This window comes from Nocardioides sp. ChNu-153, from assembly GCF_030466625.1.
Lineage (GTDB): Bacteria > Actinomycetota > Actinomycetes > Propionibacteriales > Nocardioidaceae > Nocardioides.
This window is the reverse complement of sequence record NZ_JADEVT010000008.1, coordinates 1-18037: the sequence shown is the minus strand read 5'-3', so window position 1 is coordinate 18037 and position 18037 is coordinate 1. Positions and strand designations below refer to the sequence as shown.

The window sequence follows — 18037 nt, the reverse complement described above, 5'->3', positions numbered from 1 at the left end:
CACCGGCCCCTCCTCATGGGCGTCGTCAACGTCACGCCGGACTCGTTCTCCGACGGCGGCCGCTGGGCCGACCCCGACCGCGCGGTCGCCCACGGCCTCGAGCTCGTCGCGCAGGGCGCCGACCTCCTCGACATCGGGGGGGAGTCGACCCGGCCGGGCGCCACCCGCCCGCTGCTGGCCGAGGAGCTCGGTCGCGTCGTCCCCGTCATCCGCGCGCTCGCCGCGACCGGCGTCCCCGTCTCGGTCGACACCATGCGCGCCGAGGTCGCCCAGGCTGCGCTGGACGCCGGCGCGAGCGTCGTCAACGACGTCTCCGGCGGGCTCGCCGACCCCCGCATCCTCGAGGTGGCCGCGGCGGCGGGCGCGACGTACGTCGCCATGCACTGGCGCGCCCACAGCGACCGCATGGCCGACTTCGCGTCGTACCCGGCCGGGGTGGTCACCGAGGTCGCCGACGAGCTGGCGGTACGGCGGGACGCGGCGCTCGCCGCGGGCGTGGCCCCCGAGCGCCTCGTGCTCGACCCGGGGCTGGGGTTCGCGAAGCGGGCCGAGCACAACTGGGAGCTGCTGGCCGGCCTCGACCGGATCGCCGCGCTCGGCCACCGGCTTCTCGTGGGCGGCAGCCGCAAGACGTTCCTCGGCCGCCTCCTGGCCGAGGGGGACCAGCCGCGGGCCGTGGACGGGCGGGAGGCCGCCACCACGGCCCTCACCCTGCTGCTCGCGGACGCCGGCGCGTGGTGCGTGCGCGTGCACGACGTGCGGGCCAGCCGCGACGCCCTCGCCGTGCGGGAGGCCTGGCACTCGGCCAGGGCCTCCACCTCGCCGACCGCCGCCCCACCGACCGCCACCCCACCGACCGCCGCCCCACCGACCGCCGGCGACGCCGGCCAGACGGGACCGACATGACCGACGAGCTCGCCGTCCTCGGCATCGAGTGCTTCGCCCACCACGGGGTCTTCCCCGACGAGCGGCGCGACGGGCAGCGCTTCGTCGTCGACCTCGTGCTGGGCGTGGACACCCGGGCCGCGGCGGCCTCCGACGACTTGCACGACACGGTCGACTACGGAAGTCTCACCATGGCGGTGAAGGCCGCCGTGGAGTCCGACCCGGTCGACCTCGTCGAGCGGGTGGCCCAGCGGATCGCCGACACCTGCCTGTCGGACGAGCGTGTTGAATGGACCAGGGTGACCCTGCACAAGCCGGACGCACCCATCACCGCGACGTTCTCCGACGTCGCGCTGACGATCGAGCGGAAACGAGGCAACGCGTGACCGAGACGCCGAACCCCCACATCATCGACGCGGACACCCTGACGGGCGAGATGCGCCCGATCCGACGGACCGTGATCTCGTTGGGGTCCAACCTCGGCGACCGCTTCGCCAACCTCCAGGGCGCGGTCGACGCGCTCGCCGACACCCCCGACGTGTGGATCACCGGCATCTCGGCGGTCTACGAGACCGAGCCGGTCGGCACCCCCGAGGGCTCCGAGAACTTCCTCAACGCGGTCGTCCTCTTCGACACCACGCTCTCCGCGGCGCGCCTCGTGGACCGCGCCCACGCCATCGAGGACGCGTTCGGTCGCGAGCGCACCGCGATCCCGAACAGCCCGCGCAGCCTCGACGTCGACCTCATCGTGGTCGGCGACCGCCGCAGCAACGAGGAGTGGCTCCAGCTGCCGCACCCGCGCGCCGCCGAGCGGGCCTTCGTGCTCCAGCCCTGGTGCGACCTCGAGCCCGACGCCGAGATCCCCGACCACGGCCGCGTCGCCGACCTGCTCGCGAAGGTCGGGTCGCAGGGCGTCCACCGCCGTGACGACCTCGTCCTCTCCACCCCCTCCTGACGGCCCCGGGGGTCCCGGCGCGCCGGGACCCGGCGGAGCGGGTGACGACCGTCGCCGGCTCCGGCCCGTGGCGCCGGGGGTCCTGACCGCCTGGGTCGTCGCCGGCCTCGTCGTCGGCTGGCTCCTGCGCCGCCTGGCGCGGGCCGCCGGCACGAGCGTGCCCGAGGTCTCCTGGACCCAGGTGTTGCTCCTCGCGCTGGTCGCCGCGATCCTCGGCGTCTCCGCCGTCATCACCCGGCGGGAGGTCACCACGGCCCGTCCGGACCTCCCGGCCCACCGCGCCGTCAACCGCCTCGTGCTGGCCCGGGCCTGCGCGCTGGTGGGCGCCCTCCTCCTCGGCGGGTACGCCGGCCACGCCCTGAGCTGGGTGGGCTCGCCGTCGTTCGTCGCCGAGGAGCGGATGGCCCGCGCGCTCCTCGCGGCCCTCGCCGGTGCATCGGTGCTGGTCGCAGCCCTGCTGCTCGAGCGCGCGTGTCGCGTCCGATCGGACCCCGACGCCGCCTAGGGTGGCGCGCATGGCTTCCCCCACCGCCCGCCGACGCCAGCGCAGCACGCGCCTCGCCGTGGCCGTCGCGCTCATCGTCGTCGCCGGGCTGCTGGTCGCGGCCACCGTGCCCACCGGGTCGTTCCCCGCGGTCGCCGTCGCCGGCGCCGTCGCGGTCGCGCTCGGTGCGGCCGCCCTGCGCATCGCCCACACCGAGCTCATGACGTCGCGCCGCGAGGCCGCGGGCGACCGGGCCGCCCAGGCGAAGGAGTACGCCGCGCTCGCCGCGCGCCGTACCGAGGAGAACGCCGAGTTCGTCAGCTCGATGAGCGACCGCCTCGCCCAGCGCGACGACGCCCTGGCCGAGCGCTCGAAGGCGATCGGCGAGCTGGAGGAGGCCGTGCGCCTCGCCCAGGAGAAGGTCGTCGAGCTCACCCGCCGCGCCGACGCGGAGGCCAAGCGGGCCGACGCGGCCGTCGCCGAGCGGGACGCGCTGCGCACCCGGCTCGCCGCCGCGGAGGAGCGCGCCGCCGACGCGATCGTGCGCCTCGCCGAGCTGGAGCACGAGCTCGACGTGGTGCGGGCCGAGCTGCAGGCGTGGCAGACCACCCACGTCGACCTGCGCAAGCGCGCCTGAGCGCTCCGCCCGTCCACCCCGGCCCCGCGCGGGCCCGCCGGTGGCACTGCCCGTCGTCCTCGGCCGGGGGTGGGGCAGAATCACCGGGGTGATCCCGGACGACAGCCGATTCGAGCGCGACCCCGACGAGCTCCTCGCGTCAGAGCCGCCCCTGCCCGACGGCTGGTCGGTGACCGGGGTCGACCCGTCCGTGGACGCCGACGTCGACCGCCTCGTCGAGCTGTTGCGCGGCCACGAGGTCGCCGGACGCGGCTGGGCGGGCGCCGGCCGGGACGGCGTGCTGGTCGAGATCTCCGACCTGGGCACCCGCACCCGCGCGAACGCCGTGGTGCGCGACCCCGACGGCGTCGTGCAGGGCTGGGGCAGCGTGCACGACCGCGCCGCCGGTCGCATGCTGCTGCTGCACGTCGTCGCCCGCGACCTGGACCACGTGGTCGCCGCCCGCTGCGCCCGGGTGCTCCTGACCTGGGCGGAGGCCCAGGCCCGCGAGGTCGGCGCCGCGCGCGGCCTGCCGGTCCAGCAGATCGACACCGGCGCGTTCACCGACGACCCCCGCCAGCACGCCTGGCTCAGCGCCGCCGGCTTCGAGCGGGTCCGCACCTGGTGGCAGATGAGCCGGCCGGTGACCGAGGCCGAGGCGGGCCTCGTGCCCGACCCGGAGCGCTGGGAGAAGGACGGGGTGGTCTTCCGCGCCGTGGGCCGCGAGGGCTCGGGCATGCCCGACGAGGCCGACCTCCGCAAGGTGCACCACGTGCTGGAGGGCGCCTTCACCGACCACTTCAACTCCCGCGAGGAGACGTTCGCGGAGTTCGTGCACCGGCTGCGCCAGGACCCGGGCCACCGGTGGGACCACTGGTGGCTGGCCGAGATCGTCGACGGCGACGAGGCCGAGCCGGCCGGCGCGCTGGTGGCGACCGAGAGCGAGTCCGACGACGGCCCGCACGGCTCGTACGTCGACTACCTCGGCGTCCTCGCCAACGCCCGCGGCCGCGGGGTGGCGAAGGGGCTGCTGCACACCGTGATCGCCGACGCCGCGCTGCGGGGCCGCAACCGGGTCGGGCTCGAGGTCGACGCGGACTCGCCGACGGGCGCCGACGGGCTCTACACCTCGATGGGCTGGACGTCGTCGTACCTCACCCAGTCGTGGCACAAGGACGTCCCCGTCACGGACGACGCGGCGGGCTCCCCGGCGGACGACGCCGCGGACCCGGCCTGAGGTCGTCGCCGTGAGCCCCACGAGCCTCGGGATGCCGGCGCTCCCGCCGCCCGGGGAGCCGACCTGGAAGCAGGCGTGGGACGCGGCGCTCTACGGCACGGCCGGGGGCTTCCTGCGCGCCCACCCGCCGACGCTGCTGCAGGCGCGCGACGCGGTGCTCGACCTGCTGGCCACGGAGCGGCCCGAGGAGCTCGTGCTGCTCGGCTCGATGGGCGTGCTGACGCCCGACATCGTCCGGGTGCTCCCCACGACCGCGATCCGGTTCGACCTCCCGGCGGGGTACGGCGGCACCGTGCTCGCCGCGGACTGGCTCGCCCACGTGCCGACCCACGTGGTGCAGGTCGACCGCGACGGCTACCCGCGGATCGTGCACGTCGACCCCGTGACCGGCCGCGAGCGCCTCGGCGCCCGCCTCGTCGAGACCGGCGTGCCGCAGCAGGTGGGCCGCTGGCTGCAGGAGTGGTGGCCCGTCGCCGACGGCGGTCCGGGGGCCCGCGCGGAGGTCGGCACGGCCCGCGACGCCGCGTGGCGTGACGTCGTGCGGAGCCTCGGGCCCGGCGGCCGCGCGGTCGCCGTCGAGTCCGGGCACACCCGCGCCGCCCGGCCGTTCGACGGCTCGCTGCGCTGCCCCGGGTCCCGCGACCACCCGGTGCTCGTGCCCGACGGGTCGCGCGACATCGTCGCCGGGGTGGCGCTCGACGCGGTCGCCGAGGCGACGGGCTCGGTCCTCGTCGACGGCGACGGCCCGACGCGCCTCGTGCACGTCCGCCGCTGACGCCGCGCCGTCGCCGCGGCACGTCGTGAGCCAGGTCACCGACCGGTCTGTTCCCCGGTTGGAAGCACGGGCGTAACGTTCCCGTTGCACTGAGCGGCCGGGTCGTCCGGCCGCACCGTTCGAGACAACGTCCGGTACCCACACCGGCCCCGCGAGGGGTGGTCGGAGGGACGGGAACGAGAGGTTCGGACCATGTCGTCAGACATGCCCCGCCCGCACGCCCTGCGCGTGGGCGTCATCGGCACCGGCCGCGTCGGTGCCGTGCTCGCGTCGGCCCTGGCCGACGCCGGGCACACGGTCGTCGCCGCCTCCGGCGAGTCGACGGCCTCCCGCCGGCGGGCCGCGGCGCTGCTGCCCGACGTACCGCTGCAGAAGCCCTCCGCCGTCGCCCGCGCCTGCGACCTGCTGCTGCTCACCGTTCCCGACGACATGCTCGGCAACGTGGTGCGCGTGCTCGCCGCGAGCGGCGCGCTGCACGCCGGCCAGGTCGTCCTCCACACCTCGGGCGCCCACGGCGTCGCCGCGCTCGCCCCGGCCGTCGCGGTCGGCGCGCGGGCGGTGGCGCTGCACCCGGCCATGACCTTCACCGGTACGGAGACCGACCTGCCGCGCCTGCGCGGGTGCGCGTACGGCGTGACCACCGGCCCCGAGGAGTCCGCGCTCGCCGACGGGCTCGTCGCCGACCTCGGCGGTCGGGTCGTGCGGGTGGCGGAGGAGCGGCGCCCGCTCTACCACGCCGCGCTGGCCCACGGCGCGAACCACCTGGTCACGCTCGTCGCCGAGGCGCTCGAGATGCTGGCCGCCGCCACGCCGACGGGGGAGCCCGGGGAGCCCGGGGAGCCCGGGGACACCGCCGGTCCGGCCGACGTGCTGCGCCCGCTGCTCACCGCGGCGCTCGACAACGCCCTGCGGGCCGGCGACGCCGCCCTCACCGGCCCCGTCGTGCGCGGCGACGTCGGCACGGTCGCCACCCACGTGGCGGAGGTCGCGGCCCACGCGCCGCAGGCCTCGGCGTCGTACGCCGCGCTGGCCCGCGCCACCGTCGGCCGGGCCGCCACCGACGGTCGCCTCCTGCCGCTGCGCGCCGGCCACCTGCTGGCCGCGCTCGAGGGCGAGCCGGCGACCGCGCCCGCCACCCCCGCCACCCCCACCAGCGCCATCAGCCCCGAGGACGTGGCCCGATGACGACGACCGTGCGTCCGACCCCGCCGTCCGCGGCGCTCGCCCCCGCCCTCGCCCCCACCCGCGCGGCGCTCCAGCACGAGCTCGCCGTGGTCCGCGCGCGCGGCGGCCGGGTGGCGTTCGTGCCGACGATGGGCGCGCTCCACGAGGGCCACGCCAGCCTGGTGCGGGTCGCCCGCGACCACGTCGGGGCCGACGGGGCCGTCGTCGTGTCGATCTTCGTCAACCCGTTGCAGTTCGGGGAGGGCGAGGACCTCGACCGCTACCCGCGCACGCTCGACGCCGACCTGGCGCTCTGCGCCGCGGAGGGCGTCGACGTGGTGTTCGCGCCGGCCGTCGACGAGGTCTACCCCGGCGGCGACCCGCAGGTGACGGTCGAGCCCGGGCCCCTGGCCACGGTGCTCGAGGGCGCCAGCCGCCCCGGTCACTTCCGCGGCGTGCTGACCGTCGTGGCCAAGCTGTTCGGCCTCGTGCAGCCCGACGTCGCGGTGTTCGGCCAGAAGGACTACCAGCAGCTCGCGCTCGTGCGACGCATGGCCGCCGACCTGTGCCTGCCGGTCGAGGTCGTCGGCGCCGAGACGGTCCGCGAGGCCGACGGCCTGGCGCTCAGCTCGCGCAACCGCTACCTCGACGCGGAGCAGCGTCGCCTCGCCGTCGTGCTCTCCCGCGCGCTGAGCGCCGCGGCCGACCACGCGTCGTACGGCGTGGACGCGGCCCGGCAGGCCGCGGCGACCGTGCTGGCGGAGGCGCCGCAGGTGGAGGTCGACTACCTCGTCGTGACCGAGGCCGACCTGGCCGAGGTCGACCCGGCCCGCACCGACCCCCGCGAGGGCCGCGTGCTGGTCGCCGCCCGCCTCGGCGCGACCCGCCTCATCGACAACCTGCCGCTGGACCTGCGAGCCACCGGAGCCCCAGGTTTCCCCGCCTAGCCGGGTATCCCTGTGCTTCACGGCCTAGGCATCAGCCGTAGACCACAGGTTTCCCCGCCTAGGCGGGGAAACCTCACCGAACCGCCCCACCACCCCGCACCCCCACGAGCACCGAGGAGACCTCCGATGCTGCGCACCATGATGAAGAGCAAGATCCACCGCGCGACCGTGACGCAGGCCGACCTGCACTACGTCGGCTCGGTCACCGTCGACGAGGACCTCCTCGACGCCGCCGACCTGCTGGCCGGCGAGCTCGTCCACATCGTCGACATCACCAACGGCGCCCGCCTCGAGACCTACACGATCGCCGGCGAGCGCGGCTCGGGCGTCATCGGCATCAACGGCGCCGCGGCCCGCCTCGTGCAGCCCGGCGACCTCGTGATCCTCATCGGCTACGGCCAGATGGAGACGGCGGAGGCCAAGGAGTTCCAGCCGCACGTCGTCTTCGTCGACGCCGACAACAAGATCCTCGCCACGGGCTTCGACCCGGCCGAGGCGCTCGCCGGCTCGGGCCTGGTGCGCGGGGACACGCTGGCCGCGCGCTGAGCGCGCGGTGCTGCGAGACTCCACCCCCATGAGCACCCCGACCACTCGCCTGCCGCAGCGGCTGAGCGCGCCCGAGCCGGGCTGGACGACGCGGGCCGACGTGGTCGTGGTCGGCTCCGGCATCGCCGGGTTGACCGCGGCGCTGCGGCTCCGCGCGGCCGGCGTGGGCCGGGTGCTGGTGGTCACGAAGACGGTGCTCGACGCCGGCTCCACCCAGTGGGCCCAGGGCGGGATCGCAGCGGCCCTCGGGCCCGGTGACACCCCGGCCGAGCACGAGCTCGACACCCTCGTCGCGGGCGCCGGCGCCTGCGACGGCGAGGCGGTGCGGGTGCTCGTCACCGAGGGGCCCGAGGCGGTCCGCGAGCTCATCGGCCTGGGGGCGCAGTTCGACCACGACCCCGACGGCGAGCTGTCGCTGACCCGGGAGGGCGGCCACCACCGCGACCGCATCGCCCACGCGGGCGGCGACGCGACGGGCGCGGAGATCCAGCGGGCGCTCATCGCGGCCGTGCAGCGGGACCCCGAGGTCGAGGTGGTGCAGCACGCCCTGGCCGTCGACCTCCTGCTCGCCGCCGACGGCGGCGTCGCCGGCCTGACCCTCCACGTGCTGGGCGAGGGGCAGCGCGACGGTGTCGGCGCGGTGCTGTGCCGCGCGGTGGTGCTCGCCAGCGGCGGCCTCGGCCAGGTCTTCCAGCAGACCACGAACCCGTCGGTCACCACCGGCGACGGCATGGCGCTGGCCCTGCGGGCGGGCGCCACCCTGCGCGACCTGGAGTTCGTGCAGTTCCACCCCACGGTGCTCTACCTGGGCCCCGACGCGCTGGGTCAGCAGCCCCTCATCTCCGAGGCGGTGCGCGGCGAGGGCGCCGTGCTCGTCGACGGCCCGCCCGAGGAGGGTGGTCGCCGCGTGATGGAGGGCGTGCACGAGCTCGGCGACCTCGCGCCGCGCGACGTCGTCGCCAAGGCCATCACCCGCCGCATGCACGCGACGGGCCGCCCGCACGTGTGGCTCGACGCCCGCGCCCTGGGGCGGGAGTTCTGGGAGCGCCGCTTCCCCACGATCCTCGCCACCTGCGAGCGGTACGGCGTGGACCCGGCCACCGACCTCATCCCCGTCGCCCCGGCCTGCCACTACGCGTCCGGCGGCGTGCGCACCGACCTGTGGGGGCGCACCGGCGTGCCGGGCCTCTACGCCACCGGCGAGGTGGCCTGCTCGGGCGTGCACGGCGCCAACCGCCTCGCCTCGAACTCCCTGCTCGAGGGCCTCGTGTTCTCGCGGCGCATCGCGACCGTGCTGCCCGGCGAGCTGCGGGGCTGGTCCGAGCCCGCCGACGACCGCCGGCCCGCCGGCCTCGTCAGCGGCGACGTGCGCGCCGAGCTGCAGGCGGTCATGACCGAGCGCGTCGGCGTGCTGCGCAGCGCCACGGGGCTCGCCGAGGCGCACGCGCGGCTCGCGGGGCTGGCCGCCGTACCGGCCGACCGGGTCGACGTCGACGCCTGGGAGACCACCAACCTCCTCACCGTCGCCGACGCCCTCGCCGCGGCCGCCGCCCTGCGCACCGAGACCCGCGGGTCCCACTGGCGCGAGGACCACCCCGACACCGACGACCACTTCCCGGGCCACTTCGACGTCACGGTCCACGAGGGCGTACGTCGGGTCGCGCTCGCCGCCGCACCCACCCGCACCGAGGAGACGACCCCCTGATGCTCGCGCGCCACCCCCTCGACGCGATGCCCGCCGCACTGCTCGCCGAGATCGAGGCCGCCGGCCTGTCCGCCGCCGCCCTGCACTCCGCCGTGGCCGCGGCCATCGACGAGGACCTGCCGGGCGAGGACGTCACGAGCGCCGCCACCATCCCGGCCGCCGCCCGCGGCGTCGCCGAGATGGCGGCCCGCGAGCCCGGGGTCGTCGCCGGCCTGGCGCTCGCCGAGCTGGTGTTCCGCTACGTCATGGGCGACGACGTCGAGGTCACCGACCGGCGCCCCGACGGCGACCGCGTCGCGGCGGGCGACCTCGTGCTGCGCGTCGCCGGCCCCACCCGCGGCCTGCTGACCGCCGAGCGGGTCGCGCTCAACTACGCCAGCCACCTCTCGGGCGTCGCCACCGCGACCGCCGCCTGGGTCGCGGCGCTCGAGGGCACGCGGGCGCGCGTGCTCGACACCCGCAAGACGCTGCCCGGCATGCGCGCGCTGCAGAAGTACGCCGTGCGCTGCGGCGGCGGCGTGAACCACCGGTTCAGCCTGTCGGACGTCGCGATGGTGAAGGACAACCACGTGGTCGCCGCCGGCGGGGTCGTGCCGGCGTACGAGGCCGTGCGGGCGGCCTACCCCGACGTCCGGGTCGTCGTGGAGGTCACCGAGCTCGACGAGCTGCGCCAGCTGCTCGAGGTGGGCTGCGACTGGGTGCTGCTCGACAACATGACCACGGCGACGATGGCCGAGGCGGTCGCGATCACGGGTGGCCGCGCGACGCTCGAGGCCTCCGGGGGCCTCACCATCGCCCGTGCCACCGAGGTGGCGGCCACGGGCGTCGACTACATCTCCGTCGGCGCGCTCACCCACTCCGTCACGGTCTTCGACCTGGGCCTGGACCTGCGGGGCTGACGTGAGCACCCCACTGCCACCGCCCGCCGCCGGCTCCCGGCTGCTCTGCGTCGCGATCGGCAACACCCGCACCGTGCTGAGCCTGCTGGACGGCGAGACGCCGCTCGCCGACTGGCGGGTGGCGACCGACGAGCGCCGTACGGCGGACGAGTGGGCCGCGCTGCTCACCTCGCTGCTCGCCGAAGGCGGGCCCGCGCAGCCGCTGCCGGACGGCATCCGGTCGCTGACGGGCGTCGCCATCGCCTCGACTGTGCCGGGCGTGCTCCACGAGTGGCGCGGGATGCTGGCGCGCCACCTGCCGCAGGTGCCGCACGTCGTCGTCGGGGCGGGGGTACGGACGGGCATCCCCGTGCTGGTCGACAACCCGCGCGAGGTCGGCGCGGACCGCATCGTCAACGCGCTGGCCGCGGCGACCTACCACGCGGAGCCGGGCCGGCCGGTCGTCGTCGTCGACCTCGGCACCGCGACCACCCTCGACGTGGTGAACGCGAAGGGGCAGTACGTCGGCGGGCTCATCGCGCCCGGCGTCGAGGTCGCCGCCGAGGCCCTCGACCGGCGTACGGCGCAGCTGCGGCGCGTCGAGCTGGTGCGTCCGCGCTCGGTCGTCGCCAAGAACACGGTGGAGGCGATCCAGGCGGGCCTCTACTTCGGCGTGCTGGCGCAGGTCGAGGGACTCGTGGCCCGGGTGGCCGCCGAGATCGGCACGAGCGTGGCGGACCTGCGCGTCGTGTCGACCGGGTATCTCGCCCCGCTCGTGAGCGAGGAGTGCGCCGGTATCGACCGGCACGACCCGTGGCTCACCGCGCGCGGTCTCGAGCTGGTGTTCCGCCGCAACGCGTCCTGAGGCAGTCGGTCTCTTTTCCGCTGCACCTCCTACCCCCTTTTCCCCGGTCGACTCCGCCCGCATTCCCGCCGGCCGTCGCCCGTTCTCCTCGGGCTTTCGCATCCGCTCCGTCGACGACATCACGAAATGCAATTCCCCGCACGGGTCGACCCGGTGCTGAATGTCGCGCTCCTTTCTGCCATGATCGAGCAGTAATTCATTCCCGGCCGGTTTTCCGGTCGACTCCTGGGAAAGTGGTGGGAAATGGCGCAGAAGGTGAACATCGTCCTCGTCGACGACATCGACGGCAGCGAGGCGACGCAGACGGTCTCGTTCGGTCTCGACGGCGCCGAGTACGAGATCGACCTCAACGACGAGCACGCCGAGGCCCTGCGCGAGGCGCTGGCCGGCTACGTCGGGCACGCCCGCAAGTCGGGCGGCAACCGGCGGGCGCGCCGTACGTCGTCCTCGTCGTCCGCGGCGGCGGCCTCCGACGGCCCGTCGACCAAGGAGGTCCGCGAGTGGGCCCGCGAGAACGGCTGGGAGGTCCCCGACCGCGGCCGCGTGTCGGCCGAGATCCGCGAGGCGTACGACGCCGCGCACTGACGCCGTACCGAGCGAGCCCTCTCCACGCTCCGTGCGCCACCGGGGTCTGTTCGCTGTGAGCAGACCCCGGTGGGTGTCTGGAGGGGAACACGTAGTCTGGACCGGGAGTTGATCTCCGGTGTACGAGCGGCCTCTGGCGGGGTCGCCCGGCCCACCCGCGGCGCTGGCGCGTCGCGGTATCGAGAAGGATCGAGGCGCACATGTTCGAGCGGTTCACTGACCGAGCCCGTCGGGTGGTCGTGCTGGCCCAGGAAGAGGCCCGCATGCTCTCCCACAACTACATCGGCACCGAGCACATCCTGCTCGGGCTGATCCACGAGGGCGAGGGTGTCGCGGCGAAGGCCCTGGAGAGCCTGGACATCTCGCTCGAGGCCGTCCGCGCCCAGGTCGAGGAGATCATCGGCCAGGGCCAGCAGGCCCCCAGTGGTCACATCCCCTTCACCCCCCGAGCCAAGAAGGTGCTCGAGCTGTCGCTGCGCGAGGCGCTGCAGCTCGGTCACTCCTACATCGGCACCGAGCACATCCTGCTCGGCCTCATCCGCGAGGGTGAGGGCGTCGCCGCCCAGGTGCTGCAGAAGCTGGGCGCCGACCTGAACCGCGTGCGGCAGCAGGTCATCCAGCTGCTCAGCGGTTTCCAGGGCAAGGAGAGCGCGGGTGCCGCGGCCAGCACGGGCGGCTCCGGCAGCGAGGCCCCGTCCTCGTCGCTGGTGCTCGACCAGTTCGGTCGCAACCTGACGCAGGCGGCCCGCGAGGGCAAGCTGGACCCGGTCATCGGCCGCGAGTCCGAGATCGAGCGGGTCATGCAGATCCTCTCGCGCCGCACGAAGAACAACCCGGTCCTCATCGGCGAGCCCGGCGTCGGCAAGACGACGGTCGTCGAGGGCCTGGCGCAGGACATCGTCAAGGGCAACGTGCCGGAGACGCTGAAGGACAAGCACATCTACACGCTCGACCTCGGCGCCCTGGTCGCCGGCTCGCGCTACCGCGGTGACTTCGAGGAGCGCCTGAAGAAGGTGCTCAAGGAGATCCGCACGCGCGGCGACATCGTGCTGTTCATCGACGAGATCCACACCCTCGTCGGGGCCGGTGCGGCCGAGGGCGCGATCGACGCGGCGAGCATCCTCAAGCCGATGCTGGCGCGCGGCGAGCTGCAGACCATCGGCGCGACCACGCTGGACGAGTACCGCAAGTACCTGGAGAAGGACGCCGCCCTCGAGCGCCGCTTCCAGCCCATCCAGGTGGCCGAGCCCTCGATCGCGCACACGATCGAGATGCTCAAGGGCCTGCGGGACCGCTACGAGGCGCACCACCGGGTGACGATCACCGACGAGGCGCTCGTCTCGGCGGCCACGCTCGCCGACCGCTACATCTCCGACCGGTTCCTGCCGGACAAGGCGATCGACCTCATCGACGAGGCCGGCTCCCGCCTGCGCATCAAGCGCATGACGGCGCCCGCCGACCTCAAGGAGTACGACGACAAGATCGCCGAGGTGCGCGTCCGCAAGGAGGCGGCCATCGACGGTCAGGACTTCGAGGCCGCCGCCGCGCTCCGCGACGAGGAGAAGCAGCTCATCCTCAAGAAGGCCGACCGCGAGAAGCAGTGGCGCTCCGGCGACATGGACGTCGTCGCCGAGGTCGACGAGGAGCTGATCGCCGAGGTGCTCGCCGTCGCGACGGGCATCCCGATCGTGAAGCTGAGCGAGGAGGAGTCGTCCCGCCTGCTCAACATGGAGGACGAGCTCCACAAGCGCGTCATCGGCCAGGAGGAGGCCGTCAAGGCCCTCTCGCGGGCGATCCGTCGTACGCGTGCCGGTCTGAAGGACCCGAAGCGTCCCGGTGGCTCGTTCATCTTCGCCGGCCCGTCCGGTGTCGGTAAGACGTGGCTCTCGAAGACGCTGGCGGAATTCCTCTTCGGTGACGAGGACGCGCTCATCCAGCTCGACATGAGCGAGTTCGGCGAGAAGCACACCGTTTCCCGCCTCTTCGGTTCTCCCCCCGGTTACGTCGGTTACGAGGAGGGTGGCCAGCTCACGGAGAAGGTGCGGCGCAAGCCGTTCTCGGTGGTGCTCTTCGACGAGGTCGAGAAGGCCCACCCGGACATCTTCAACTCGCTGCTGCAGATCCTGGAGGAGGGTCGCCTGACCGATTCCCAGGGTCGGGTGGTCGACTTCAAGAACACCGTCATCATCATGACGACGAACCTCGGCACGCGTGACATCGCGAAGGGCGTGAACCTCGGTTTCGCCCAGACCGGTGACGCCGCGGGTTCGTACGACCGGATGAAGAACAAGGTGTCGGAGGAGCTCAAGCAGCACTTCCGCCCCGAGTTCCTCAACCGTGTCGACGAGATCATCGTGTTCCCGCCCCTGAACCAGGAGCAGATCATCTCGATGGTCGACAACATGATCGCGTCGGTGGAGCTGCGCCTGAAGGACCGCGACATGTCGCTGGAGGTGACGCAGGCTGCGAAGGACCTGCTCGCCAAGCGCGGCTTCGACCCGGTGCTCGGTGCGCGTCCGCTGCGCCGCACGGTGCAGCGCGAGATCGAGGACACCCTGGCCGAGAAGATGCTCTTCGGCGAGGTCGGCCCCGGTCAGATCGTGCTGGTCGACGCCGACGGCGAGGGCCCGACGGCGACCTTCACCTTCAAGGGCCAGAAGGTCGGCGCCATGCCCGACATGCCGCCCCTCGAGGCGGCCGGCGTCGAGCTGACGAAGGGCGACCCGACCGAGGAGACCGAGGGTCCCGTGGACATCCCGCGGAGCCCGGAGGACTGATCCTCCGCCGCCCGGCGAGACCCGGGCGGTGACCAGCAGCGGCCCGTGCGCTCCGGCGCACGGGCCGCTGTCGTGTCTGCGGGCCGCGTGCCGTGCCGCCGGCGGACGCGGACGTCATGCGAAGGGAGGTCGCTGGCCTCGGGTCGGTATGACGTCCGGGGCGCTCGCCGGTGTGGTGCGGGGGACGTCATGCGGAGCGTGGCCCCTGGCCTCGGGTCTGTATGACGTCCGGGGCGGGGTACGGCGCCGCGTCAGGGCAGCGCGTACGTCGTGGGCCCGACCTGCGCGAGCAGGCCGTCGGCCAGGAGGCTGGCCAGGCACCGCTCGCGCTGCGTCGCGTCGGCCCACTGCGCCTCCAGCGTCGAGGCCGGCACCGGGCCGTCGGCGTCGCGCACGGCGCCGAGCAGGCGGCCGCGGCACTGCCGGTCGGTGCCGGCGTACGTCTGCACGGGGCGGGGCGGCCCGTCGTACGCCGGCCGCCCGGCCGCCACCCACGCGCACCGCTCCGCCAGCGGGCAGCGGGGGCACGCCGGCGAGGTCGCCGTGCAGACGAGCGCGCCGAGCTCCATCAGCCCGACGTTCCAGGTCGCCGCGACGGGTGCCTCGTCGGGCAGCAGGGACGCGGCCAGGTCGCGCTCGGCGCGGGTGACCGAGCGCGCCGGGTGCTCGACGCCCGCCACCGCCCGCCCGATCACGCGCCGCACGTTGGTGTCGAGCACGACGTGGCGCCGCGCGTGCGCGAAGGACGCGATGGCCGCCGCCGTGTAGTCACCGACCCCCGGCAGGGCCAGCAGGTCGTCGTACGACGCGGGCACCTCGCCGCCGTGCCGCTCCACGATCGCGGTGGCCGCCGCGTGCAGCCGCAGGGCGCGCCGCGGGTAGCCGAGCCGCCCCCACGCCCGCACCGCCTCGCCGGTGCCGGCGGCGGCCAGGTCGGCGGGCGTCGGCCACGCCTCGAGCCAGGCGGCGTGCACCGGCAGCACCCGCGCGACGGGCGTCTGCTGCAGCATGAACTCCGAGACCATGACGGACCACGCGGTCGCCTCGGTACGGCGCCACGGCAGGTCGCGGGCGTGCTCGTCGTACCAGGTGAGGACGGCGGCGTGCAGCGCCTCGAGCTCCGCCGGGGCCACGGCCGCGGGAGCGACGACCGCGGGGGAGCCGGGCGTCGTGGGGGTGGGCTGGGGCACGTCGCCCGAGCCTACGGTGCGCCTGCCCGGCGGGGGCCTCCACGCTGACTACCGTTCGCGCCATGTCTTCCCCGACCCGTCCCCGTCGCCGGCACCCGGCGCGGGTCTACTGGGTGCGCCGCGGCCTGGTGCTCGGCGTCGCCGCCCTGCTCGTCGTCGCGATCGCCCGGCTGCTCGGCGGGGGCGGCGACGAGGAGCCGGCGGGGGAGCCCGCCGCCCAGGTCGCGGGCGAGGCCTCGCCGACGGCGGAGGAGACGGGCGACGCGGCGCCGACCACCACCGCGGCCGAGCCGACGACCACCCAGCCGGCGAGCCCCACCGGCCCCTGCGCGCCGGAGGACGTCGTCGTGACCCCGCAGGTCGAGGACGCGGTCGCGGGCTCGCCGGTCAGCATCACCCTGGCCCTCACGACCCGCGAGTCGCCGGCCTGCTTCTGGAACGTCTCGTCGGCCACGGTGGTCGTGAAGGTGACCTCGGGCGAGGACGGCATCTGGACGAGCCAGCACTGCCCCGACGCCGTGGCGCGCGTCGACGACGCCGTGCTCCGCCCGGAGCAACCGGCCGTGGCGACCGTCGAGTGGCCCGCCTGGCGCTCCGGCCCGGGCTGCGAGCTCATGCAGTGGTCGCTGCCGGGCGCCTACCACGTGGAGGCGGCGGCCCTCGCGGGCGAGCCGACCGACGTGCAGTTCGAGCTGGTGGCCCCCGAGCCCGAGATCATCGAGCGGACGATCCCGCCGACGGCGCCGCCCGCGACCAGCGCGGCCCCGCAGTCGACGGCTCCCGCCCCCACCGCTCCCGCGACGACGGGCTGACCGCCCGAGCGGGCAGCGCCACCGGCTCAGACGTAGCGCTCGAGGATGCTCGACTCGGCGAGCCGGGACAGCCCCTCGCGCACGTTGCGGGCGCGCAGCTCGCCGACGCCGTCGACGGCCTGCAGGTCGTCGATGCCGGCGGACAGCAGCTTCTGCAGCGTGCCGAAGTGCTCGACGAGACGGTCGACCACGGCGGCGGGCAGGCGGGGCACCTTCGCCAGCAGCCGGTAGCCGCGCGGTGCCACGGCGCCGTCCAGGTGCTCGCTCGTGCCGAGGCCGAGGGCCTTCGCCACCTGGGCGGGGTCGACGAGCTCGGTGGCCGACAGGCCGTCGAGGCGGTCGAGCAGCTTCTCCGGCGAGGGCGCGCGGCGCCCCGAGGGCAGGTAGTCGCGCACGACCAGCTCGCGCTCGGCGTCGACGCCGGTGACGAGCTCCTCGAGCTGCAGCGACAGCAGGCGGCCGTCGGTGCCGAGCTCGAGCACGTAGTCCTCGATCTCGCGGGCGATGCGCGAGACCATCTCGAGGCGCTGGGCGACGACCGCGACGTCGCGCACGGTCACGAGGTCCTCGATCTCCAGCGCGGACAGCGTCGTGGCCACCTCGTCGAGGCGCAGCTTGTAGCGCTCCAGCGTCGCGATCGCCTGGTTGGCGCGGGACAGGATCTGGCCCGAGTCCTCCAGCACGTGGCGGGTGGACCCGACGTACGCCGCGATGATCTGCATCGACTGCGACACCGAGATCACCGGGAAGCCGGTCTGCTTCGCGACGCGGTCGGCGGTGCGGTGCCGGGTGCCGGTCTCGAACGAGGGGATCGTGTGGTCCGGCATGAGGTGCACGGCGGCGCGCTGGATGCGGCTGACGTTCGCGTCGAGGATGACGGCGCCGTCCATCTTGGCCAGCTCGCGCAGGCCGGTGGCGCTGAAGGGCACGTCGAGCTCGAAGCCGCCCGTCGAGATCGACTCCACCACGGCGTCGTTGCCCAGCACGATGAGGGCGCCGGTGCGCCCGCGCAGGATCCGCTCCAGCCCGTCGCGCAGCGCGGTGCCCGGGGCGATGGACGCCAGCACCTCCCGCACGCGCAGCATGTCCTCGCTGCGATCGATCCCGGCCACGTTCCTCCTCGAGCTGCGTCGCGCCCGCACGGGCGCCGGCCCGAGTCTAGGGCCGCCGGTGGCAGACGACGTCCGCCTTTGGTAGGGCGTGGCGCGCCCCGGGTCTCCCGGGCTCGCCCGATCCCCTCGCCGCGCCCGACGCGCCGCCGTAGCATGACCCGACCGGCCTCGGGGCATACACGGGCAGGTCGAGCGAGGGGCGGTGGGTCCAGTGGTGATCTTCATGGTGGTCGCCGGGGTGGGTGCCGTCATCGGCGCTGTCCTGGCCTGGGTCTGGGCCCGTACGACGGGGGAGCAGCGCCCTGCTCCGGGGCGCCACGCCGCGCCGGTCGCCCCCGTCGGTACGCCGACCGCCACGCGGCCCGGCGCGTCCCGGGCGGGCGGCGCCTCCGTGGACGACGAGCCGACCGTGCCGCTGCGCACCGGGAGCCCCGCCGAGCGCGACACCGGTCGCCCCGAGCCCACGCTCCCGCTGCCCCGCCCCGCGGCGCCGCGGGCCGCCGT

The 18037-nt window shown here is 75.0% G+C and carries 19 protein-coding genes; 17 read left to right on the top strand and 2 right to left on the bottom strand.

Going from position 1 to position 18037, the window contains the following annotated elements; all coding sequences use genetic code 11:
• Positions 1-15 precede the first annotated feature (15 nt).
• From folP to INN71_RS11395, 15 genes are all read left to right on the top strand, one after another.
• Entirely contained in the window at positions 16-906 is an 891-nt protein-coding gene (gene folP / locus INN71_RS11465; RefSeq protein ID WP_277499574.1) for a dihydropteroate synthase, read from the top strand.
• Positions 903-1271, top strand: coding sequence for a dihydroneopterin aldolase (folB, locus tag INN71_RS11460; RefSeq protein WP_277499546.1), 369 nt, complete (start codon positions 903-905; stop codon positions 1269-1271). The genes folP and folB overlap by 4 nt, the downstream gene beginning before the upstream one ends.
• The gene (folK, locus tag INN71_RS11455; RefSeq protein ID WP_277499548.1) at positions 1268-1840 is read left to right on the top strand and encodes a 2-amino-4-hydroxy-6-hydroxymethyldihydropteridine diphosphokinase; all 573 of its coding nucleotides are present in this window, start codon (positions 1268-1270) and stop codon (positions 1838-1840) included. Before folB ends, folK begins: the two co-directional genes overlap by 4 nt.
• 67 nt (positions 1841-1907) lie before the next feature.
• The gene (locus INN71_RS11450; RefSeq protein ID WP_277499550.1) at positions 1908-2345 is read left to right on the top strand and encodes a DUF3180 domain-containing protein; all 438 of its coding nucleotides are present in this window, start codon (positions 1908-1910) and stop codon (positions 2343-2345) included.
• A gap of 10 nt (positions 2346-2355) precedes the next feature.
• On the top strand, positions 2356-2961 hold the full coding sequence (locus tag INN71_RS11445; protein ID WP_277499552.1) for a hypothetical protein: 606 nt from the start codon (positions 2356-2358) through the stop codon (positions 2959-2961).
• Between the two features lie 88 nt (positions 2962-3049).
• Complete coding sequence (locus tag INN71_RS11440; RefSeq protein WP_277499553.1) at positions 3050-4177, top strand: GNAT family N-acetyltransferase; 1128 nt, start codon at positions 3050-3052, stop codon at positions 4175-4177.
• 10 nt (positions 4178-4187) lie between these two features.
• On the top strand, positions 4188-4952 hold the full coding sequence (locus tag INN71_RS11435) for a hypothetical protein (RefSeq protein WP_277499554.1): 765 nt from the start codon (positions 4188-4190) through the stop codon (positions 4950-4952).
• A gap of 192 nt (positions 4953-5144) precedes the next feature.
• Positions 5145-6137 (top strand): Rossmann-like and DUF2520 domain-containing protein, encoded by a 993-nt coding sequence (locus tag INN71_RS11430; RefSeq protein WP_277499555.1) that lies wholly within the window; start codon positions 5145-5147, stop codon positions 6135-6137.
• Positions 6134-7063, top strand: coding sequence for a pantoate--beta-alanine ligase (gene panC, locus INN71_RS11425; protein WP_277499556.1), 930 nt, complete (start codon positions 6134-6136; stop codon positions 7061-7063). The genes INN71_RS11430 and panC overlap by 4 nt, the downstream gene beginning before the upstream one ends.
• Before the next feature lie 126 nt (positions 7064-7189).
• A complete protein-coding gene (gene panD / locus INN71_RS11420; protein WP_277499557.1) occupies positions 7190-7609 on the top strand; it encodes an aspartate 1-decarboxylase in 420 nt (139 codons plus the stop codon).
• A 28-nt stretch (positions 7610-7637) separates the two neighbouring features.
• Entirely contained in the window at positions 7638-9314 is a 1677-nt protein-coding gene (locus INN71_RS11415; RefSeq protein WP_277499558.1) for an L-aspartate oxidase, read from the top strand.
• Positions 9314-10213, top strand: a complete 900-nt coding sequence (gene nadC, locus INN71_RS11410) for a carboxylating nicotinate-nucleotide diphosphorylase (protein ID WP_277499559.1) — start codon at positions 9314-9316, stop codon at positions 10211-10213. The genes INN71_RS11415 and nadC overlap by 1 nt, the downstream gene beginning before the upstream one ends.
• 1 nt (position 10214) lies before the next feature.
• A complete protein-coding gene (locus INN71_RS11405) occupies positions 10215-11057 on the top strand; it encodes a type III pantothenate kinase (RefSeq protein WP_277499561.1) in 843 nt (280 codons plus the stop codon).
• Between the two features lie 243 nt (positions 11058-11300).
• Positions 11301-11642 (top strand): Lsr2 family protein, encoded by a 342-nt coding sequence (locus tag INN71_RS11400; RefSeq protein ID WP_277499562.1) that lies wholly within the window; start codon positions 11301-11303, stop codon positions 11640-11642.
• Between the two features lie 200 nt (positions 11643-11842).
• Positions 11843-14419, top strand: a complete 2577-nt coding sequence (locus tag INN71_RS11395) for an ATP-dependent Clp protease ATP-binding subunit (RefSeq protein ID WP_277499564.1) — start codon at positions 11843-11845, stop codon at positions 14417-14419.
• 251 nt (positions 14420-14670) lie between these two features.
• Here INN71_RS11395 and INN71_RS11390 read toward each other — a convergent pair whose 3' ends face one another.
• Positions 14671-15528 carry an A/G-specific adenine glycosylase gene (locus INN71_RS11390; RefSeq protein ID WP_277499575.1) on the bottom strand — a complete coding sequence of 286 codons (858 nt, stop codon included), beginning with the start codon at positions 15526-15528 and terminating at the stop codon, positions 14671-14673.
• Between the two features lie 143 nt (positions 15529-15671).
• On the opposite strand from INN71_RS11390, the gene INN71_RS11385 reads away from it, so the two are divergent.
• Positions 15672-16421, top strand: a complete 750-nt coding sequence (locus tag INN71_RS11385; protein WP_277499566.1) for a hypothetical protein — start codon at positions 15672-15674, stop codon at positions 16419-16421.
• A 26-nt stretch (positions 16422-16447) separates the two neighbouring features.
• On the opposite strand, the gene disA is transcribed toward INN71_RS11385, so the two are convergent.
• Positions 16448-17506: a DNA integrity scanning diadenylate cyclase DisA gene (disA, locus tag INN71_RS11380; RefSeq protein ID WP_277499577.1), complete on the bottom strand. Its 1059-nt coding sequence runs from the start codon at positions 17504-17506 to the stop codon at positions 16448-16450.
• Positions 17507-17735: 229 nt separating this feature from the next.
• On the opposite strand from disA, the gene INN71_RS11375 reads away from it, so the two are divergent.
• Positions 17736-18037 (top strand): hypothetical protein (locus INN71_RS11375; protein ID WP_301800427.1); only part of this gene is annotated, 302 nt, incomplete at its 3' end.